The organism is Pseudomonas sp. W2Aug9 (assembly GCF_023127755.1).
Classification (GTDB): Bacteria; Pseudomonadota; Gammaproteobacteria; order Pseudomonadales; family Pseudomonadaceae; genus Aquipseudomonas; species Aquipseudomonas synxantha_A.
Genome location: NZ_SPKL01000035.1, coordinates 143759 through 164372, shown reverse-complemented (window position 1 = coordinate 164372; position 20614 = coordinate 143759). Strand labels below are relative to the sequence as shown.

Sequence of the window (20614 nt, the reverse complement as noted above, 5' to 3'; positions counted from 1 at the left end):
TAGTGGGTTATGCAAGTTAAGCGTTTTTTCGCCGCCGATATGCGTCAGGCCATGAAACTGGTCCGTGATGAGCTGGGCGCCGATGCCGCGATTATCGGTAACCGTCGGATTGCCGGCGGTGTCGAGCTGACGGCTGCCCTGGATTACACCCCCCAGGCGCTGGCCCCGCGCGTGCCGAACATGGAACTCGAAGACGAGCTGCGCAAGACCGCCTCGCGCATTGTATCGGCCCAGGCTGAACTGAGTATGCGTGGCGACAGCGATGCCAGCACCAATCGTCAATTGTTCGCCGGCCTGCCGTTGACCGCCGCCGAGCCGCTGGTAGAGCCGACATTTGTCGAACCGCCGCGTCCAGCCGCGCCCGCCCCGGCTGCTGCTGTCGACCAGCGTGTGTTCGATTCGATGCGCTTTGAACTCAATGGCCTGCGTGAACTGCTGGAAGTGCAGCTGGGCTCGTTGGCCTGGACGCAACTGCAAGGCAGCAAGCCCCAGCAAGCCAACCTGTGGCGCCGCCTGCAACGCATCGGCTTGTCCGGCCCTTTGTCCCGCGACCTGCTGGCCTTGACCGCCGAAGTCGAAGAGCCGCGTCAGGCCTGGCGCATGTTGCTGGCGCACTTGGCGCGCATGATCGCCACCCCGGAAATCGAACCCCTGGAAGAGGGCGGTGTGATTGCCATGGTCGGCCCCGCCGGCATGGGCAAGACCACCACCCTGGCCAAGCTGGCCGCACGCTACGTACTCAAGTACGGCGCACAGAATATCGCCCTGGTGAGCATGGACAGCTACCGCATCGGCGCCCAGGAGCAGCTCAAGACCCTGGGCCGCATCCTCAATGTGCCGGTGACGCACGTCGATCCGGGCCAGTCCCTGGCCAATGCCCTCGACCCGTTGCTGCGCAAGCGCGTGGTGCTGATCGATACCGCCGGCCTGCAAGCCAGCGACCCGGCCCTGCGTATGCAGCTCGAAAGCCTGGCCGGGCGTGGCATCAAGTCGAAAAACTACCTGGTGCTTGCAACCACCAGCCAGAAACAGGTTCTTACCGCCGCGTACCATAGTTACAAACGCTGCGGTCTGGCCGGCTGCATCCTCACCAAGCTCGACGAAACCGCGAGCCTGGGCGAAGTGTTGAGCCTGGCCATCAGTCATGAATTACCGGTCGCCTACCTGACCGACGGGCCGCGGATCCCTGATGATCTGCATCTGCCGCGCCGTCATCAGTTGGTCAGCCGTGCCGTCAGTGTGCAAATGCAAGAAGAGCCTAGCGAGGAAGCGATGGCCGATATGTTCGCCGACCTTTACCACCACCCGGCAAAACGGGTCGGTTGAGGCAGGATGAACACCGTGAAATGTACCTACATCGATGGTCTGCAAGCGTTTCAAGCGGCCAAGCCATGTAGCCTGCGTCTAAGCAAGACAAGGTAAAGAAATAAAATGGGCAGCATGCATCCCGTACAGGTGATCGCGGTGACCGGCGGCAAAGGTGGCGTCGGCAAAACTAACGTGTCAGTGAATTTGTCCCTGGCCCTGGCAGAGCTTGGCCGTCGCGTCATGCTGCTGGATGCTGATTTGGGCTTGGCGAACGTGGACGTTCTGCTGGGGCTGACACCCAAACATACCCTTGCCGATGTGATCGAGGGCCGCTGTGAGCTGCGCGATGTGCTGCTCCAGGGGCCCGGTGGCATTCGTATCGTGCCGGCTGCCTCGGGCACCCAGAGCATGGTGCACCTGAGCCCCGCGCAACATGCCGGGCTGATCCAGGCCTTCAGTGATATCGGCGACAACCTCGATGTGCTGGTGATCGACACCGCCGCCGGGATCGGCGAATCGGTGGTCAGCTTTGTGCGCGCCGCGCAGGAGGTGCTGCTGGTGGTGTGCGACGAACCTACTTCCATCACCGACGCCTATGCGCTGATCAAACTGCTTAACCGTGACTACGGCATGAACCGCTTTCGCGTGCTGGCCAACATGGCCCAGAGCCCGCAGGAAGGGCGCAACCTGTTCGCCAAGTTGACCAAGGTCACGGATCGCTTCCTCGATGTGGCTTTACAATACGTCGGCGCAGTTCCCTATGACGAGTGTGTGCGCAAGGCCGTGCAAAAGCAGCGTGCGGTCTACGAAGCGTTCCCTCGTTCGAAATGCGCACTGGCGTTCAAGGCCATTGCCCAGAAGGTCGATACCTGGCCGTTGCCCGCCAATCCGCGTGGGCATCTGGAGTTTTTCGTCGAGCGTTTGGTGCATCAGACGAGTGCGGGACCGGTGCTATGACATCCAGCGGCTACAACCTTTACAAAAAGTCGGCACGTGACAGCCAGGGCGAATTGATCGAGCGCTATGCGCCTCTGGTCAAGCGCATTGCCTATCACCTGTTGGCGCGCCTGCCGGCCAGCGTGCAGGTCGAAGACTTGATCCAGGCCGGCATGATCGGCCTGCTTGAAGTGTCGACCAAATACGACGCGAGCAAGGGTGCGAGTTTCGAGACGTATGCGGGTATCCGTATTCGTGGCGCAATGCTCGACGAGGTGCGTAAAGGCGATTGGGCGCCGCGTTCGGTACACCGCAATACCCGCATGGTCAGTGATGCAATTCGTGCAATTGAAGCAAAAACCGGTCGTGACGCTAAAGATCATGAAGTTGCGGCCGAACTCCAATTGAGTCTCGACGATTACTACGGGATTTTGAACGATACCTTGGGCAGCCGCCTGTTCAGTTTCGACGACCTTTTACAGGACGGCGAACACGAAGGGCTGCACGAGGACGGCGCGAGTGCACATCTTGAACCGTCGCGCGATCTGGAAGATGAACGTTTCCAGAAAGCGTTGGCGGACGCGATTGCCAACTTGCCGGAGCGTGAGCGCCTGGTGCTGGCGCTGTACTACGACGAAGAGCTGAACCTCAAGGAAATCGGTGAGGTCCTGGGGGTCAGCGAGTCGCGTGTCAGCCAATTGCATAGCCAGTGCGCAGCCCGCTTGCGGGGGCGATTGGGAGAGTGGCGCGCGCGCTGACAGGCAGTGTGGGGACACTGCAGACGCTACCGCGAAACCGCAGGGTTTTGCGGGTGAGTACCGTGGTGCCCTGGGCAGTCCTTTTTGTGTAACGCCTGTTGATTGAAATGGCGCGTCCAGGTGCTGGGCGCGTTTAAGACTGCTTGGAGGTCGAATTGGACAAGAACATGAAAATCCTCATCGTTGATGACTTCTCAACGATGCGGCGGATCATTAAAAACCTGTTGCGTGACCTTGGGTTCACCAACACGGTCGAGGCGGATGACGGCATTACGGCGATTCCGATCCTCAACAGTGGCAGCATCGACTTTCTGGTAACCGACTGGAACATGCCGGGTATGACCGGTATCGACCTGCTGCGCCACGTGCGCGCCGATGAAAAGTTGCGCAGCCTGCCTGTGCTGATGGTGACCGCCGAAGCCAAGCGTGAACAGATCATCGAAGCCGCCCAAGCCGGGGTCAACGGTTACGTGGTCAAGCCATTCACGGCGCTGGCCTTGAAAGAGAAGATTGAAAAAATCTTCGAACGCATCGGTCATTGATGTCGCCACGGGGGAGCTATGGAGCATAACGAAACGTCACAGGGCGACTTTGAGTCGACCCTGAAAAAACATGCTCACCAGTTGGTCGACAGCCTGGAAAAAGGCCAGTTCGCCGATGCGGTGCAGTTGATCCATGAGCTTAACCAGACCCGTGACCGCGGCCTGTACCAGGAAGTGGGCAAGCTCACACGCGAGCTGCACAGTGCGATCGTCAATTTCCAGATTGACCCGCGCATGCCCCAGGCCGAAGAAATTTCCCAGATCACCGACGCCACTGAACGCTTGTCGTATGTGGTCAGGCTGACCGAGGCCGCGGCCAACCGCACCATGGACCTGGTGGAAAACGCCACGCCTCTGGTCAACGGCATGGCCAGCGAAGCCCAGGCCCTGAGCCTTGACTGGGGCCGCTTCATGCGCCGTGAAGTGGGCGCTGAGGAATTTCGTGAGTTGGCGCGTCGGGTCGACGGTTTCCTGTCGCGCAGCGAGCAAGAGAACCGCACGGTGGCCAGCAACCTCAACGACATTCTGCTGGCCCAGGATTACCAGGACCTCACCGGCCAGGTGATCAAGCGCGTGACCCAGTTGGTCACCGAAGTGGAAAGCAACTTGCTCAAATTGGTGCTGATGGCCGGCCAGGTCGACCGTTTTGCCGGCATCGAACACGACCGCGAAGCGATCCTCTCGGAAAAAGATCCACAAAAACATCTCGCCAAGGGTGAAGGTCCGCAGATTCATGCCGATAAACGTGAAGACGTTATGTCAGGTCAGGATGACGTAGATGACCTGTTATCCAGTTTAGGCTTCTAAGGAGCACACCCATGAGCTTCGGCGCCGATGAAGAAATCCTTCAGGATTTCCTTGTAGAGGCCGGCGAAATTCTAGAGCAACTGTCCGAGCAACTGGTCGAGCTGGAAAGCCGACCGGATGATGCGAACCTGCTCAATGCAATTTTTCGCGGTTTTCACACTGTAAAAGGGGGCGCCGGCTTCCTCCAGCTCCATGAACTGGTGGAGTGCTGCCACATCGCCGAGAACGTGTTCGACATCCTGCGCAAGGGTGAGCGTCACGTTGATTCGGAATTGATGGACGTGATTCTCGAAGCACTGGATGCGGTCAACGGCATGTTCAGCCAGGTGCGTGAACGTGCGCCGATCACGGCGGCTACCCCGGAACTGCTGGCCGCCCTGGCGCGCCTGGCTGAACCGGCTGCCGCTGCGCCGGTTGCGCAAGCGGCGCCTGAGCCGGTGGTAGAAGCCGAGCCGGACGTGACCGACAGCGAGTTCGAACAGCTGCTCGACTCGCTCAATGCGGTCAAGGCCGAAGCCGAAGGCCCGGCGGCGCCTGTCGCCACGCCGACCAGCGAAGACATTACCGACGCAGAATTCGAATCCTTGCTCGACCAGTTGCATGGCAAGGGCCAGTTCGCGGCCGATGCCGTGGCCCCTGTGGCGCCGCCGCAAGTGCCGGATGCCAATGCCAGCACCGACATTACCGACGATGAGTTCGAAGCACTGCTCGACCAACTGCATGGCAAAGGCACCTTTGTGGCCGAAGCCCTGCCGGAAGTCGCCGCCACGGCTGCCGCCCCGACCACCAAGGCTGGGCCTGCCGACGACGGGTTGATCTCCGATCACGAGTTCGAAGCGCTGCTGGACGAGCTGCACGGTAAAGGCAAGTTCACCGAAGTCGCGCCGGCTGCCGCCGCAGCGGTCGCCACTGCCGCACCGGCGGCTGCCAAAGCGCCTGCGCCAGTCGCCAAGCCAGCACCCGCGCCGGCACCTGCCCGTGCAGCGGCACCGGCCGCGGCGGAAAAACCCGCCAGTGAAGCCGAAACCACCGTGCGCGTCGATACCGCACGCCTGGACGACATCATGAACATGGTCGGCGAACTGGTGCTGGTGCGTAACCGCCTGGTGCGCCTGGGCCTGAACAGCGGCGACGAAGCCATGCAAAAGGCCGTGTCGAACCTCGATGTGGTCACCGCCGACTTGCAAACCGCCGTGATGAAAACGCGGATGCAGCCGATCAAGAAAGTCTTTGGCCGCTTCCCGCGCCTGGTCCGCGATCTGGCGCGCCAGCTCAAGAAAGAAATCAACCTGGAACTGGTGGGCGAAGAAACCGACCTGGATAAAAACCTGGTCGAGGCCCTCGCCGACCCGCTGGTCCACTTGGTGCGCAACGCGGTCGACCATGGGGTAGAAACCCCGGAAGAACGCGAAGCCGCCGGCAAGTCGCGTAACGGCAAGGTGATCCTGGCTGCAGAGCAAGAGGGCGACCACATCCTGCTGTCGATCACCGATGACGGCAAAGGCATGGACCCGACCATCTTGCGCAATATCGCGGTCAAGCGCGGCGTGATGGACAAGGACGCCGCCGACCGCCTGACCGACACCGAGTGCTACAACCTGATCTTCGCCCCGGGCTTCTCGACCAAGACCGAGATTTCCGACGTGTCCGGCCGTGGCGTCGGCATGGACGTGGTGAAAACCAAGATCAGCCAGCTCAACGGCTCGATCAACATCTACTCGACCAAGGGCCAGGGCTCCAAGATCGTCATCAAGGTGCCGTTGACCCTGGCGATCATGCCGACCCTGATGGTGATGCTGGGCAACCAGGCGTTCGCTTTCCCGCTGGTCAACGTCAACGAAATTTTCCACCTCGACCTGTCGCGCACCAACGTGGTGGACGGCCAGGAAGTGGTGATCGTGCGCGACAAGGCATTGCCATTGTTCTACCTCAAGCGTTGGCTGGTGGCGTCGGCCAAGCATGAAGAGCAGCGTGAAGGCCATGTGGTGATTCTGTCCGTGGGCACCCAGCGCATCGGCTTTGTGGTCGATCAACTGGTGGGCCAGGAAGAAGTGGTGATCAAGCCTTTGGGCAAGATGCTGCAGGGCACCCCGGGCATGTCGGGCGCGACCATTACCGGTGACGGTCGGATCGCGTTGATTCTCGATGTTCCAAGCATGCTCAAGCGTTACGCCGCACGGCGTATTTGATTCTGGTGGGGCAGGGCGGTCATGCCCGCCCCACCTAACGGAGTGTTTATGGCAGTCAAGGTCCTGGTGGTGGACGATTCGGGTTTCTTCCGCCGCCGCGTCTCGGAAATTCTTTCCGCCGATCCAACGATCCAGGTGGTCGGCACGGCCACCAACGGTAAAGAGGCGATCGATCAGGCCATCGCGTTGAAGCCGGACGTGATCACCATGGACTACGAGATGCCAATGATGGACGGCATTACCGCCGTGCGTCACATCATGCAGCGCTGCCCCACCCCGGTATTGATGTTCTCGTCGCTGACTCACGAAGGCGCACGGGTGACCCTCGACGCGCTGGATGCCGGCGCGGTGGACTTTCTGCCGAAGAATTTCGAAGACATCTCGCGCAACCCCGACAAGGTCAAGCAGATGCTGTGCGAGAAGGTGCACAGCATTTCCCGCAGTAACCGTCGTAGCCTGTTCAGTGCACCTGCGCCGGCACCTGCGCCTGCGCCCGTAGCGGCTGCACCGACCTCATCGTTTGCACGCCCGGCCCCTGCGCCGGTGGCTCGGCCTGCGGTGGCGCCGGTACGTGCCGCCGCTGTACCGAGCACCCATTCGCCAGCGCCCAAGCGCAAGGCTTACAAGCTGGTTGCCATCGGTACCTCCACCGGTGGCCCGGTGGCCTTGCAGCGGGTGTTGACCCAGCTGCCGGCCAACTTCCCGGCGCCGATTGTGCTGGTGCAGCACATGCCCGCGGCGTTCACCAAGGCGTTCGCCGAGCGCCTGGACAAGCTGTGCCGAATCACCGTCAAGGAAGCCGAGGATGGCGACATCCTGCGTCCTGGCCTGGCGCTGCTGGCGCCGGGTGGCAAGCAGATGATGGTGGACGGCCGTGGTGCGATCAAAATCCTGCCGGGCGACGAGCGCTTGAACTACAAGCCGTGTGTGGATATCACCTTCGGTTCGGCGGCCAAGTCCTACGGTGACAAAGTTCTGGCGGTGGTGCTCACCGGCATGGGCGCCGACGGCCGTGAAGGCGCACGCCTGCTCAAGCAAGGTGGCAGCGCCATCTGGGCCCAGGACGAAGCCAGCTGCGTGATCTATGGCATGCCCATGGCCATCGTCAAGGCTGACCTGGCTGACGCGGTCTATAGCCTGGACGACATCGGCAAGCATCTGGTGGAGGCCTGCCTCTGATGGATGTCTTGAGCCTGATCGGGATCACCATGGCGTTTGTCGCCATCATCGGCGGCAACTACCTCGAAGGCGGCCACCTCGGCGCCCTGGCCAATGGCCCGGCGGCGCTGATCGTGATTGGTGGCACCGTGGGCGCGGCGCTGTTGCAGTCGCCGCTGAGCTCGTTCAAGCGGGCCATGCAGATCCTGGTGTGGATCATTTTCCCGCCACGGGTCGACCTGCCCGGCGGCATCGACCGCGTGGTCAACTGGAGCCTCACTGCCCGCAAGGAAGGTTTGCTGGGCCTGGAAGGCGTGGCCGATGCCGAGCCCGACAGCTACGCACGCAAGGGCCTGCAATTGCTGGTGGACGGCGCCGAGCCGGAAGCGATCCGCAGCATCCTGGAGGTGGATTTCTACACCCAGGAAAGCCGTGACATCAATGCGGCCAAAGTCTTTGAAAGCATGGGCGGCTACGCGCCGACCATCGGCATCATCGGCGCGGTGATGGGCCTGATCCACGTGATGGGCAACCTGGCTGATCCTTCGCAACTGGGCAGCGGTATTGCCGTGGCGTTCGTGGCGACCATCTACGGCGTGGCCAGTGCCAACCTGGTGCTGTTGCCGGTGGCCAGCAAGCTCAAGTCAATTGCTATGCGCCAGTCGCGTTATCGCGAAATGCTGCTTGAAGGCATCCTGTCGATTGCCGAGGGCGAGAACCCGCGCTCCATCGAATTGAAGCTCCAGGGCTTCATGGATTGATGGGGAGGAACCGCCTGTGAGCCGTCGCCGTCGCGAGCCTGAAGAACATGTCAACCACGAGCGCTGGCTGGTGTCCTACGCGGACTTCATCACCTTGTTGTTTGCGTTTTTCGTGGTGATGTATTCGATTTCGTCGGTCAACGAAGGCAAGTACAAGATCATTTCCCAGGCACTGGTGGGCGTGTTCAACGATACCGAGCGTGCGCTCAAGCCGATTCCCATCGGTGACGAGCGGCCCAAGACTGTCACCCCGGCCAAGCCGCTGGTTAACGACAGCGATGAGATCGCTGCCGGTGTCGGCGGCACCAGTGACCCGCTCAAAAGCATCGCCGATGACATCAGTGCCGCCTTTGGTGACCTGATCAGTTCCAATCAGATGACCGTACGCGGCAACGAGTTGTGGGTGGAGATCGAACTCAACTCCAGCCTGTTGTTTGCCAGTGCCGATGCGTTGCCCAGTGACCAGGCGTTCACCATCATCGACAAGGTGGCGGCAATCCTCAAACCGTTTGAAAACCCGATCCATGTGGAAGGCTTCACCGACAATTTTCCCATCAGCACCGCGCAGTACCCGACCAACTGGGAACTGTCATCGGCCCGTGCATCGAGCATCGTGCGCATGTTGGCCATGCAGGGTGTGAACCCCCAGCGGCTGGCGTCGGTGGGCTATGGTGAATTCCAGCCGGTGGCCAATAACGCCACGGTGGAAGGGCGGGCACGCAACCGCCGGGTGGTGCTGGTGGTGTCGCGCAACCTGGATGTACGTCGCAGTCTGACCGGCACCGGCACGGCCAATGCAACACCGGATGCGGCGTTGAAGCGCGCTGGCACACAAACTGCACCGGCCCCTGTAAAGTCGCCGGTTCGGGCAAACGCCGTCAATTCTCCGTCACCGGCTCAATAACCTTATGCCATGTCTCGGTCGCGCCTGTGCCCACCGGGAGGAACCAACCGAATGAGAGTCTGGGCAGTTGCCAATCAAAAGGGTGGAGTCGGCAAGACCACCACCTCCATCGCCTTAGCCGGCTTGCTGGCCGAAGCGGGCAAGCGTGTGGTCGTGGTCGACCTCGACCCCCACGGTTCCATGACCAGCTATTTCGGTTACGACCCGGATGCGCTGGAACACAGCTGCTATGACCTGTTCCTGCACAAGGGCAGCGTGCCGGCGGATTTGCCCGGGCAATTGCTGCTGCCCACCAGCAACGAGAGCATTTCGCTGTTGCCGTCGAGCACCGCGCTGGCCACCCTTGAGCGCCAGTCGCCGGGGCAGAGCGGCCTGGGCCTGGTGATCGCAAAGACCCTGGCGCAGCTGTGGCAGGATTTCGACTACGCGATCATCGACAGCCCGCCGTTGCTGGGCGTGCTGATGGTCAACGCCCTGGCGGCCAGCCAACAATTGGTGATCCCGGTACAAACCGAGCACCTGGCGGTCAAGGGCCTGGAACGCATGGTCAGCACCCTGGCGATGATCAACCGTTCGCGCAAACAGGCGCTGCCGTTCAGCATCGTGCCGACCTTGTTCGACCGCCGTACCCAGGCATCCCTCAGCACTTTGCGTGTATTGCGCGATGCCTATCCGGACACCATCTGGAACGGCTACATCCCCGTGGATACGCGCCTGCGTGATGCCAGCCGTGCGGGGCTCACGCCGTCGCAGTTCGATGGCAAGAGCCGTGGTGTGCTGGCCTACCGTGCGTTGCTCAAGCATCTGCTGTCGCAGCAGCTTGTGGCGCAGGTGGCGTGATGAACCGTCCTGTCGAATTCAAGACCCGGCCGCAACTGGCGCTGGAATCCTACCTGGATGCCCTGCTGCAGGATGCGACTGACGAAGCGCTGCCGGAACCGATTCTGATACTTGAGCCTGCTGTCGAGCCTGACACTACGCTGGACGATTTCCAGCAGGCCGTCATGGAAGAGCAGGCGCGTGATGCGCAGGCGGTGGAGGCTCCAGTCGTGGTGCCGATCACCCCTGCGGTGGTGGCGCCGATGGTGGTCGAACCGGTGGTGGACGTGCACCTGCCGCCGAGTATCACGCCACCGCCGGTAACCGGTGACGGCCGCCCGGCGTGGGCGGCCGAGCCGTTCGAGTGCCTGCTGTTCGACGTCGCCGGCTTGACCCTGGCAGTGCCGCTGGTGTGCCTGGGCTCGATCTATTCTTTGGAAGGCCAGGAGCTGACACCGCTGTTTGGTCAGCCGGAGTGGTTTCTCGGCATCCTGCCCAGCCAGGCCGGCAACCTCAAGGTGCTGGACACCGCGCGCTGGGTGATGCCCGACCGCTACCGCGACGATTTCCGCCAGGGCCTGCAATACGTGATTTCGGTGCAGGGCTACGAGTGGGGGCTGGCGGTGCATCAAGTCAGCCGCTCGTTGCGCCTGGACCCCAATGAAATCAAATGGCGCAGCCACCGCGGCCAGCGCCCCTGGCTGGCGGGCACCGTGATTGAGCACATGTGCGCATTGCTGGATGTCGCTGAACTGGCCGAGTTGATTGCCAGCGGTGCGGTCAAGGCGATGCCACAGAACAAACGTAGTTGATTGAACAATAAGGGCCGTGCGGTTGCGCGGCGCAATAGCATACACGCCGTCGATAGCGGCATTTGAAGGGGTTACACGAATGAACAAGTCAGCGTCCGCACAAGGTTTGGATGATCCGATCCTGCAATGGGTTACCTTCAAACTCGACAACGAGACCTACGGCATCAACGTGATGCGCGTGCAGGAAGTGCTGCGCTACACCGAGATCGCTCCGGTACCGGGTGCACCGAGCTATGTGCTGGGCATCATCAACCTGCGTGGCAATGTGGTGACAGTCATCGACACCCGCCAGCGTTTTGGCCTGGACACGGTTGAAGTCAGCGACAACACCCGTATTGTGATCATCGAAGCCGACAAGCAAGTGGTCGGGATCATGGTCGACAGCGTGGCCGAAGTGGTTTACCTGCGCCAATCGGAAGTGGAAACCGCACCGAATGTCGGTAACGAAGAATCGGCCAAGTTCATCCAGGGCGTGTGCAACAAGAACAACGAACTGCTGATCCTGGTTGAGCTGGACAAGATGATGAGCGAAGAAGAGTGGTCGGAACTGGAGAGCATCTGATTGTTCCTTGAGGCAGCGGTGATTGTCCTGGCCCTGTTGTGGGCCGGGACCTTGGCGTTTGTACTGCGCTATATGCGTCAGCAACGGGAATTGGCCTTGCAACAGGCCGAACGCGATGCCGTGCGTGATCGGCGCATTCTGGAGCTGGTCAAGCGCGTGGATCATTACCAGCAGAGTGCGGTGCGGGTCGGCGATGAAGTGCATGAACTGCGCGCGATTCTCGGGCCTTTGCCGGATAAGTTGGTGCAATTGGAACAGCGCGACCCTTCGAACCTGTCCTTTGCCCAGGCGGCCAAGCTGGTGGGGATGGGGGCGACGGTGGACGAACTGACCCAGTCGTGCGGCTTGACCCAGGCCGAGGCGCAGTTGATGAGCAAATTGCACAAGAGCTGATTCGGCTGACTGATGATCAAAAGGTGGGAGGGTGCTTGCCCCCTCCCACCTTTTGATCATCAGTCAATTTTTCTCCATCCACAGACTTTTCCCGTTCTCCAAGGGTCAACATCCTTCAAGCACCTTGACCCAGGAGATACCCTCAAATGACTACCCCCAAAGCCCTGTTGATCCTTCACGGCAAACAAGCCCTGAACGAGGACGTGCGTGCCGCCGTGCTGGCCCGACGTGAGCAGGGTTGGGAGTTGGCGGTGCGGGTGACGTGGGAGGGTGGTGATGCCCAGCGGCTGGTCGATGAAGCCCTGGCTGACGGCTACACCCATATCATCGCCGGCGGCGGCGACGGTACGCTGCGCGATGTGGCCGAGGCCATGGCGCTGGCCAAGGCCGACGCCAGCCTGGTGTTGATGCCCCTGGGCACCGCCAATGACTTTGCCAAGGCCGCGGGCGTGCCGTTGGAACCGGCCGGCGCCCTGGCGTTGCTTGACGTCGAGCCCAAGGCCATCGACCTCGGCCAGGTGGGCGGGCAGATCTTCCTGAACATGGCCACCGGCGGTTTCGGTAGCCAGGTCACGGCCAACACCTCCGAAGACCTGAAGAAAGTCCTCGGCGGCGCCGCCTACCTGTTCACCGGTTTGTCGCGCTTCAGTGAATTGAAGGCCGCCTACGGGGAGCTGGAAGGCCCGGATTTCCACTGGAAAGGCGAGCTGCTCGCGCTGGGTATCGGCAACGGTCGCCAGGCCGGTGGCGGGCATGTCCTGTGCCCCGGCGCATTGGCCGATGATGGATTGCTCGACGTCAGCATCCTGCCAGCCCCCCAGGAAGTGGTCGGCACCCTGCGTGAATTGATGAACAATGGCTGGGGGCTGGACACCATGTTCGTTCGCGCACGTCTGCCATGGGTCAATATCAAGGTCGCCCAAGGCTTGTACATCAACCTCGATGGCGAGCCGCTGGAAGGCGACGACCTGCATTTCGAAGCGTTGCCCAAGGCGCTTCGCGTGCATCTGCCGCTGGGTTCGCCGTTAGTCGTCCAGGCTGATGATTTGCTCACGCACGGCGAATAACACCAGGCCCGCCACGTCGAAAATCTGCAAGCGCTTCATGATCTGCGAGCGATGGGCCTCCACTGTCTTGATGCTCAAGCCCAGGCCATGGGCGATTTCCCGAGTGGACTTGCCACGTACGATCAAACGCAAAATCTCCAGTTGCCGCGCCGTCAGGTTATGGCTGTGGGCAACGGGGGTGCTGGGGCTCTGGCTGCGGATCAGCGCCTGGTTGATCACCGTGTGGGCGATGGCGGGGCTCAGGTAGCGTTCGTTGTTACGCAGGGCCAGCAGGGCATGTTCCAGCTCGTTGGCGGTGGTGTCCTTGAGCAGGTAGCCGTGGGCTCCGGACTCCAGCGCGCGCATGATCAGGTCTGGTTCAGTGTGCATCGACAGAATCAGCACCTTGCAGTTGGGGTAAAAGCGCTTGAGTTGCTGCAAGGCATCCAGCCCACCGGTGTGCCGCATCGACAGATCGAGCAGCACGATATCCGGCTGCAAGGCGCTGTATTGCGCCAGCAGTTGTGCGCCATCGCTGGCTTCGCCGATGACGCTGTAGCCGGGAATATCCAGAATCAGCGCACGCACACCGGCGCGAATCAGTGCGTGGTCATCCACCAGGAGTAAATTGCAGGTCACTCGAGAACCTTAGGGGCGCTGGCCCGTTCGAGAGCGCGGGGCGCCCAGGGGAAAAGTGCGTTGATACGGGTGCCGTTGCCAGGCTGGCTGCTGATGGAAAAGGTGCCCCCCAGCTGGTGTGTCCGTTCGCACATACCGGCCATGCCCCGTTGGCCTTCCCGGCCCGGGTCGGGGGCAGGCGAGAACCCCTGGCCGTCATCGCAGATCATCAGCGACAGGCCTTCAGGCAGGCGTTGCAGGCGCACCAGCAGGTTGCGCGCCTTTGCATGGCGAAGCATGTTGGTCACCGCTTCCTGGGTGATGCGAAAGGCCGCCACGGCCACTTCTTCGGGGATGCCGGTGAGCCGTTGCTGACACTCCAGGCTCCAGCACACCTGGGTGTTTTCCAGGGTCTTGAGCAGGTGCGCGCGCAGGCTGGCTTCCAGGCCCAGGCTGGTCAGTTGGCGGGGGTTGAGGATGGCGCAGACGTCGCGCACCTTGGCCAGGGTTTCATTGAGCGTATTGCACAGCACCGTGCAATGTGTGTTCAGGTCCGGGGGCAGGCGGCGCTGCAACCATTCGCTTTGCAGTTTGGCGGCGGTCAGCAGTTGGCCGATATCGTCATGCAGTTCGCGGCTGAGCCGGTGGCGTTCGTTCTCCTGCACTTGCAGCAAGCGGTCGGCCAGCTCCTGGGGCTCGAACTTGATGGCTTTGCGCGAATTCCACTGTTGCAGCCCCACCACCACCAGCGTGGCGAAGTTGAGCAGCAGGATCGGCAACGGCAGCGGTGCGTCCTGCAGATAGGCCCACAGGCTGCCCAGCAATGAGCACAGGCACAGCGCAAGGGTGAGTCGGCGCACATGGCTGCGGGACACGGACCTGGCGATAAGTGACTTGAAACTCGCGTACATAGCGGATGGAGCCAATGAGGGTTCACTGCGGTGAGGCCGGTTGACCGGGCTCTGTTTGGAGTGCGCTGCCAAATCGTCTTTAAGCATGTTGAAGTTAAATCACTTCGAGCGGGGCATAGTACCACCCCGCTTACCGTTGGTCGCCTGATTGGTTTATGGCCCACACAAATACTCTGGCCGTTAATCCCAGAGTTGAAAGCGGAAAGTTGTATTAACGAAGTTGGTTTGTATAATTATTACATTGATGGCTAATTGATATTTTCCCATTGCGTCCAAGCCGGTCGTTTTTAGATAACTCGGCAGTTAAATACGACCTGCACGACGCTCACGACCCATGATGCAGATGCTGCGGCGGTGTACGGCTCAAATCCTTTTGCGGGATCTGCAAGGCAACCGTTGCGATCAATGAAGTTTGCTCGCTGTCATCCAGGCTCAGTTCACCGGTGCGGGTGTCGATCAGTTCCAGTTGCCAGGCCAGCAGGGTCAGGCAGTCATGCAGCGCGTCCAGCGCCTCGTCATGCAACTGCAGAGGGCTTTGGGCATTGGCGATCAGATTTTGCAGATGCCCCGAGAACTCGCTGATTGCCTGCAGCGCCAGGCCATCGGCTTTTTCAGCCAGTTTGGCCAAGCTGGCTTTCATGCAGTCGATGGCGTCGCTGTCGTTGCGGATCAAATGCAGATGGCTCAAACACTCTTCGGATTTGCCCAGAAGCAGTTGAGCCTCGCCCAGAAACGCGAGAAGTGCTGTTTGCCATTCGTTTGCGCTATTCATCATGCAAGTCTCCGCAACGTAAGGTCGGGTGATGAGATGTCGCACCGGGTGAATGGCTTAAAACTAGCGCTGAAATACGACTTGGACTTGTAGGTCGCTTCCGATGTTTCAGTAGGACGTTTATTGAAATGCTCACGAAAGTCGTATGTAGCCCCTGGGGTGCGGGATGACACGACTTCAGTTGCCGATACGTGAGTGCCTGAAAGGCCCGTGGGCCAAGGGCTGGGGATGGCAAACAAAAGCCTGACTCCATTCATGCAATGAGAATGGCGTCACATTAATGGCTATTAGATATCGCGAATATCAGGTTGGGCCTGATTGCGTATAGGGGAACCCCCTATATGGTGGAACTGCACGTCGGTTCGACTGTCGCGCACGGCGCCTTGAAACAGTATTAAGGGCCGAAGCAGTAAAGCATGATGTCAGTGTGACATCAATGGATTTACATGGCATTTTATTGGGGTCAAGGTCCGGCGCTTGCCGCCGATAATGTACCTATACGACTGCACACCCTCTCAACGCGCCTGCGGCGTGTACACCAGGAGCTTTTAATGGCCGGCATTCTCGACACGGTAGATCAACGCACGCAATTGGTGGGTGAGAATCGCCTGGAAATTCTCATGTTCCGCCTCTTCGGTCGGCAGTTGTTCGCGATCAACGTGTTCAAAGTGCAGGAAGTGCTGCAGTTACCCAAGCTGACCCTGATGCCCCAGCGCCACCCATTCGTGTGCGGGGTGGTCAACCTGCGGGGCCAGACCTTGCCGGTGATCGACTTGTCCCAGGCCATCGGTATGCGCCCTTTGGTGCCGGGGCCCAACAGCACCATCATCGTCACCGAATACAACCGTTCGGTGCAGGCGTTTCTGGTGGGCGGCGTTGACCGCATCGTCAACATGAACTGGGAAGCCATCCTGCCGCCGCCGACCAGCGCCGGTCGCCAGCACTACCTTACTGCCATCAGCAAGGTCGATGACCAGTTGGTGGAAATCATCGACGTGGAAAAAGTCCTCGCCGAGATCGTGCCCTATAACGCCAAGGTCTCGCGGGAAAAACTCGAAGACCCGGTGCTCGAACGTGCCCGTGGTCGCGAAGTGCTGCTGGTGGACGACTCCAACGTGGCCCTGTCGCAGTTGCGCGATACCCTGGGACAGTTGGGGGTGAAGATGCACATCGCCAGCGACGGTCTCAAGGCGTTGAACATGCTCAAAGCCTGGGCCGACAGCGGCCAGGTGATGACCGACAAGCTGCTGATGATCTTCACCGACGCCGAAATGCCCGAGATGGACGGCTACCGCCTCACCACCGAAATCCGCAACGACCCGCGCCTGCGCGGCCTCTATGTGGTGCTGCACACCTCGCTGTCGGGCAGCTTCAATGAGTCAATGGTGAAGAAGGTCGGCTGCGACAATTTCCTCTCCAAATTCCAGCCGGACAAGCTGGTGGATGTGGTGCGCGAGCGACTGATGTTGGACGAAGTGCCCGCCTGACTTTAGGATGACACTTTGTTTCCCAGGAAGGCAGGCCCATGCTTCGTCTCAGCGCGTTGTACCGTTACCCCCTCAAATCCGGCAAGGCCGAAGCCTTGCAGCACATCGGCCTGGATAAACTCGGCCTGCAAGGGGATCGACGTTGGATGCTGGTGGACGAAGCCAGTGGGCGGTTCCTGACGCAGCGGGCGGTGGCGAAGATGAGCCAACTGTCGGCGCTGTGGAACGACGCGGGCGGCCTGACCTTGAGTTCGCCGGGCTACTCATCGTTGGAGGTGGCGTTGCCGGAGGGTGCCAGTGAACTGCGCGGCGTGACCATCTGGCGCGACACCCTGCGCGTACCCGATGCTGGCGATGAGGCGGCCGCCTGGGTCAGCGAGTTTATCGGCAAGCCTACGCGCCTGGTGCAGCTTCCCCTGGAACGTGCGCGCACCACCGAAGCCGGCTACGGCAAGGATGACGACAAGGTCGGCTTTGCCGACGGCTACCCGCTGTTGCTGATCGGCCAAGGCTCCCTGGATGACTTGTGTGAGAAGATCGGCCGCCCGATGGAGATGCTGCGTTTTCGTCCCAACCTGGTGATCGAAGGCGCCCAAGCCTTTGCCGAGGATGGCTGGAAGCGCTTGCGCATCGGCGATGTGGAGTTCCGGGTGGTCAAGCCGTGCTCGCGTTGCATCCTCACCACCATTGATCCCCGCACCGGCGAGCGCAGCCCCGACCGCGAACCCTTCGCGACGCTGGAGACCTATCGCAAGACCGAGAAGGGCGCGATGTTCGGCCAGAACCTGGTCAACGATGGCATCGGCCACTTGGAAGTCGGGATGCCGGTGACGGTCCTGGAATAAAAAATGCCCGTCTCGCTGGAGACGGGCATTTTTGTTTACCGGTGATACTTAGCCGCGGTATTCACACAGGTAAGCGGTGTCTACGGCGACCTTCAACTGGAACTTGCTGTTGGCCGGTACGTTGAACTGGCTGCCGGCGGCGAAGGTTTCCCACTCGGCGTCGGGCAGTTTGACAATCAGTGCGCCGCAGACCACATGCATGATTTCACGCTGGGCGGTACCGAATTCGTATTCACCCGGAGCCATCACGCCGATGGTCGCCGGACCTTCTGCAGTGCCGAAACCGATCGACTTGACGGTGCCGTCGAAGTACTCGTTGACTTTGAACATGGGTGAATCCTCGGAAAAAGGGTCTGGAAAGGTCGGCCAGTATGCCCAAGCCCACGGGAGCTGCCTAGACCGGCAAAATCAACGGTAACAGGCGTGCGGTGTTACGCGCGTCTTCCAGGGCGCGATGCTGTTGGCCATTGAACTGCATTCCCGCCAATTGCAGCGCACCATTGAGCCCCAGTGGTTTGTCCAGGCGCCGGGCCTTGGCAAAGCGTTGCTTGAGGTTCACATGGGGCGTTTGCCCCAGGGCGCTGGACAGGCCATGGCGCTGCCATTCGAGTTCAAGTTGCACGCGATCGTAATCACCCCAGCTGGCCCAGCCTTCCAGGCGTGCCTGGTGCTGGCCCAGCCAGCGCTCGAACAGCGGCCACACCTCGGTGATCGGTGTGGCTGCGTCGATATTGGCTTGGGTGATATGGGTCAGCTTGCGGCAAAAGGGCGTCAGCAACGGCCGTCGCAGTGGCCGCACAAAGCGCTGAAAGTGATCCAGTTCGCGGCCCTGGCGGTTGACCAGGCTGGCGCCGATCTCGATGACTTCCATCTCCGTCACGGGCCAACCGCCGTCATCCGTTGTGGCTTCAAGGTCAATAATCAGCCAATGAGGCATGGTGCAGGTTCCCGTACTCGTCCCTTTCTGATGGGGATAGAGCGTAGCCCGGCCCTGTAGTTCCGCCTAGGGCGTTATTCGATCTGTAGCAAAACCTGACGATTGCGCACCTGATCGCCCGCCATGACCTGCACCGCCTTGACGATGCCGTCGATCCCGGCCTTCAGCGGGTGCTCCATTTTCATCGCTTCGAGCACCAGCAACAGTTGGCCTTTGGTGACTGTGTCGCCGACGCTGACCTGGATATCGACAATGGCGCCATCCATCGGCGCCTTGACCGTGCCACTGCTGGCATCCACCTGGCGGCTGGCGACCTGCTGGGTGCGGTTGGTCACCTTCACGCCGGGCAGCCACAGTTGGGTATCGTCGATGTAGTAGGCGGTACGCCGCCGGATGCCGTTGAGCACCCAGGTGGCCCAGCGACCGTCGATGGTGAGTTGCAGGTCGTCGGCACTCACGGTGTGGGTTTGGCCATTGACCTCCAGGCGGTAGGTGCACGGCACATTGGCGGTGTTGCGCCATCCCGCCAGGCCTTGAGGATGCTGGTCGGCGCTGTGCCGGTAAAACAGCGCTGCGGCCAGGCTAAGCTGTTCAGTCGATGGCGCCTGGGGCGGTAGCTGGCCGAAGCGTTCGGCGATAAAGGCGGTGCTGAACTCGCCGGCGATAAAATCCGGCTGCTTGAGCAAATCAACCAAAAACCGCTGATTGGTGGTGACACCCAGTAGCACGGTGTCTTCCACTGCCCGCAGCAACTTTCGGCGAGCTTCTTCGCGAGTGGCGCCGTGGGCGATGATCTTGCCCAGCATCGGGTCGTAGAACGGGCTGATGGTTTCGCCTTCGCGTAGGCCATGGTCGATGCGCACGCAGGCGGCAGGCTCCCAGCGCAGCACGTCACCGGTTTGCGGCAGGAAGCCCTGGGCCGGGTCTTCGGCGTACAGGCGCACTTCCATGGCGTGGCCGCTCAGCACCACATCGGCTTGTGCCAGCGGCAGCGGCTGGCCGGCGGCGATGTGCAGTTGCCAGGCCACCAGATCGAGGCCGGTGATCAGCTCGGTCACCGGATGTTCGACTTGCAGGCGCGTGTTCATTTCCAGGAAATAAAACCGGCCATTGCGGTCGAGCAGAAACTCCACGGTACCGGCGCCGACGTAGCTCACCGCCCGCCCGGCCTTGAGCGCCGCGTCGCCCATGGCCTGGCGCAGTTCGGGCGTCATCACGGGGCAGGGCGCTTCTTCGATGACTTTCTGATGGCGGCGCTGGATCGAGCAGTCGCGCTCGCCCAGGTAGATCAGGTTGCCATGGCGGTCGCCGAACACTTGCACCTCAACGTGGCGCGGGTCGATCAGGGCCTGCTCAAGAATCAGTTCGTCGCTGCCAAAAGCGTTCATTGCCTCGGAGCGCGCAGTGCGCAGTTGCTCCAGCAGCTGTTCAGGTTGGTGTACCAGGCGCATGCCACGCCCGCCGCCACCGGCGCTGGCCTTGATCATCAGCGGGAAGCCGATGCGCTCGGCTTCCTGTTGCAGCGTGGCGTCGTCCTGGGCGCTGCCTTGGTAACCGGCGATACAGGGCACACCGGCGTCGAGCATGGCGATCTTCGACAGGCGCTTGCTGCCCATCAGCTCGATGGCTTCGCTGCTGGGGCCGATGAAAACGATATGGGCGTTCTGGCAGGCGCGGGCGAAGTCGGGGTTTTCCGAAAGGAAGCCGTAGCCGGGGTGGATGGCGTCGGCGCCGGTGCGTCGGGCGGCGTCGAGGATGGCGGCGATGTTCAGGTATGACTGTTGTACGGGAGCCGGGCCGATATTCACGGCTTCGTCGGCCATCTGCACGTGCAGGGCATGGGCGTCGGCGTCGCTGTACACGGCCACGGTGCGGTAGCCCAAGGCTTGGGCCGTGCGCTGGATACGGCAGGCAATTTCGCCGCGGTTGGCGATCAGGATTTTGGTGAAGGCGGGCATTGGGTTATCCCTTACTGGATGTGGCGTGTGTTGGGGCCTCTTCGCAGGCAAGCCAGCTCCCACATTTGAAATGTGTTCCCTGTGGGAGCTG

The 20614-nt window shown here is 61.1% G+C and carries 22 protein-coding genes; 16 read left to right on the top strand and 6 right to left on the bottom strand.

What is annotated here, in order from left to right:
- Positions 1 to 9: 9 nt before the first annotated feature.
- The 14 genes from flhF to yegS all read left to right on the top strand — a co-directional run bounded on the left by flhF (position 10) and on the right by yegS (position 13016).
- Positions 10 to 1326 (top strand): flagellar biosynthesis protein FlhF, encoded by a 1317-nt coding sequence (gene flhF / locus E3O56_RS21460; RefSeq protein ID WP_005790047.1) that lies wholly within the window; start codon positions 10 to 12, stop codon positions 1324 to 1326.
- Positions 1327 to 1431: 105 nt separating this feature from the next.
- Entirely contained in the window at positions 1432 to 2265 is an 834-nt protein-coding gene (gene fleN, locus E3O56_RS21455) for a flagellar synthesis regulator FleN (protein ID WP_003192912.1), read from the top strand.
- Positions 2262 to 3002 (top strand): RNA polymerase sigma factor FliA, encoded by a 741-nt coding sequence (fliA, locus tag E3O56_RS21450; RefSeq protein ID WP_005790042.1) that lies wholly within the window; start codon positions 2262 to 2264, stop codon positions 3000 to 3002. Before fleN ends, fliA begins: the two co-directional genes overlap by 4 nt.
- Positions 3003 to 3169: 167 nt before the next feature.
- Complete coding sequence (locus E3O56_RS21445) at positions 3170 to 3544, top strand: chemotaxis response regulator CheY (RefSeq protein WP_005790040.1); 375 nt, start codon at positions 3170 to 3172, stop codon at positions 3542 to 3544.
- 18 nt (positions 3545 to 3562) lie between these two features.
- The gene (locus E3O56_RS21440) at positions 3563 to 4351 is read left to right on the top strand and encodes a protein phosphatase CheZ (protein ID WP_032880071.1); all 789 of its coding nucleotides are present in this window, start codon (positions 3563 to 3565) and stop codon (positions 4349 to 4351) included.
- 11 nt (positions 4352 to 4362) lie between these two features.
- On the top strand, positions 4363 to 6540 hold the full coding sequence (locus E3O56_RS21435; protein ID WP_216091905.1) for a chemotaxis protein CheA: 2178 nt from the start codon (positions 4363 to 4365) through the stop codon (positions 6538 to 6540).
- Positions 6541 to 6588: 48 nt separating this feature from the next.
- On the top strand, positions 6589 to 7719 hold the full coding sequence (locus E3O56_RS21430) for a chemotaxis response regulator protein-glutamate methylesterase (protein WP_103733691.1): 1131 nt from the start codon (positions 6589 to 6591) through the stop codon (positions 7717 to 7719).
- On the top strand, positions 7719 to 8459 hold the full coding sequence (locus E3O56_RS21425) for a flagellar motor protein (protein ID WP_005790033.1): 741 nt from the start codon (positions 7719 to 7721) through the stop codon (positions 8457 to 8459). The genes E3O56_RS21430 and E3O56_RS21425 overlap by 1 nt, the downstream gene beginning before the upstream one ends.
- 16 nt (positions 8460 to 8475) lie before the next feature.
- Positions 8476 to 9363 (top strand): flagellar motor protein MotD, encoded by an 888-nt coding sequence (gene motD / locus E3O56_RS21420; protein WP_248092054.1) that lies wholly within the window; start codon positions 8476 to 8478, stop codon positions 9361 to 9363.
- Positions 9364 to 9414: 51 nt separating this feature from the next.
- The gene (locus E3O56_RS21415) at positions 9415 to 10203 is read left to right on the top strand and encodes a ParA family protein (protein ID WP_005790028.1); all 789 of its coding nucleotides are present in this window, start codon (positions 9415 to 9417) and stop codon (positions 10201 to 10203) included.
- Positions 10203 to 10994, top strand: coding sequence for a CheW domain-containing protein (locus E3O56_RS21410; protein ID WP_216091903.1), 792 nt, complete (start codon positions 10203 to 10205; stop codon positions 10992 to 10994). Before E3O56_RS21415 ends, E3O56_RS21410 begins: the two co-directional genes overlap by 1 nt.
- Positions 10995 to 11073: 79 nt before the next feature.
- Entirely contained in the window at positions 11074 to 11556 is a 483-nt protein-coding gene (locus E3O56_RS21405; protein WP_005790025.1) for a chemotaxis protein CheW, read from the top strand.
- On the top strand, positions 11557 to 11949 hold the full coding sequence (locus E3O56_RS21400) for a DUF2802 domain-containing protein (protein WP_005790023.1): 393 nt from the start codon (positions 11557 to 11559) through the stop codon (positions 11947 to 11949).
- Between the two features lie 146 nt (positions 11950 to 12095).
- Positions 12096 to 13016 carry a lipid kinase YegS gene (gene yegS / locus E3O56_RS21395; RefSeq protein WP_032880078.1) on the top strand — a complete coding sequence of 307 codons (921 nt, stop codon included), beginning with the start codon at positions 12096 to 12098 and terminating at the stop codon, positions 13014 to 13016.
- On the opposite strand, the gene E3O56_RS21390 is transcribed toward yegS, so the two are convergent.
- The 3 genes from E3O56_RS21390 to E3O56_RS21380 form a co-directional block, all read right to left on the bottom strand.
- Positions 12975 to 13634, bottom strand: coding sequence for a response regulator transcription factor (locus tag E3O56_RS21390; RefSeq protein ID WP_032880079.1), 660 nt, complete (start codon positions 13632 to 13634; stop codon positions 12975 to 12977). The two genes, yegS and E3O56_RS21390, sit on opposite strands and share 42 nt — an antisense overlap.
- The gene (locus E3O56_RS21385; RefSeq protein ID WP_032880081.1) at positions 13631 to 14524 is read right to left on the bottom strand and encodes a sensor histidine kinase; all 894 of its coding nucleotides are present in this window, start codon (positions 14522 to 14524) and stop codon (positions 13631 to 13633) included. Before E3O56_RS21385 ends, E3O56_RS21390 begins: the two co-directional genes overlap by 4 nt.
- Before the next feature lie 325 nt (positions 14525 to 14849).
- Positions 14850 to 15299 (bottom strand): hypothetical protein, encoded by a 450-nt coding sequence (locus E3O56_RS21380; protein ID WP_103733692.1) that lies wholly within the window; start codon positions 15297 to 15299, stop codon positions 14850 to 14852.
- Positions 15300 to 15847: 548 nt separating this feature from the next.
- Between E3O56_RS21380 and E3O56_RS21375 the strand changes: the two genes are divergently transcribed.
- Both E3O56_RS21375 and E3O56_RS21370 read left to right on the top strand, forming a co-directional pair.
- Positions 15848 to 16783, top strand: a complete 936-nt coding sequence (locus E3O56_RS21375; protein ID WP_005790014.1) for a chemotaxis protein CheV — start codon at positions 15848 to 15850, stop codon at positions 16781 to 16783.
- A gap of 38 nt (positions 16784 to 16821) precedes the next feature.
- Positions 16822 to 17628: an MOSC domain-containing protein gene (locus tag E3O56_RS21370; RefSeq protein WP_005790011.1), complete on the top strand. Its 807-nt coding sequence runs from the start codon at positions 16822 to 16824 to the stop codon at positions 17626 to 17628.
- A gap of 48 nt (positions 17629 to 17676) precedes the next feature.
- Here the strand turns inward: E3O56_RS21370 and E3O56_RS21365 are convergent, their stop codons facing one another.
- The 3 genes from E3O56_RS21365 to E3O56_RS21355 form a co-directional block, all read right to left on the bottom strand.
- Positions 17677 to 17958, bottom strand: coding sequence for a pyrimidine/purine nucleoside phosphorylase (locus E3O56_RS21365; RefSeq protein WP_248128967.1), 282 nt, complete (start codon positions 17956 to 17958; stop codon positions 17677 to 17679).
- A 64-nt stretch (positions 17959 to 18022) separates the two neighbouring features.
- Entirely contained in the window at positions 18023 to 18565 is a 543-nt protein-coding gene (locus E3O56_RS21360; RefSeq protein WP_005790007.1) for an exonuclease domain-containing protein, read from the bottom strand.
- 74 nt (positions 18566 to 18639) lie between these two features.
- Positions 18640 to 20523 (bottom strand): acetyl/propionyl/methylcrotonyl-CoA carboxylase subunit alpha, encoded by a 1884-nt coding sequence (locus E3O56_RS21355; protein WP_248128966.1) that lies wholly within the window; start codon positions 20521 to 20523, stop codon positions 18640 to 18642.
- Between the last annotated feature and the right edge of the window lie 91 nt (positions 20524 to 20614).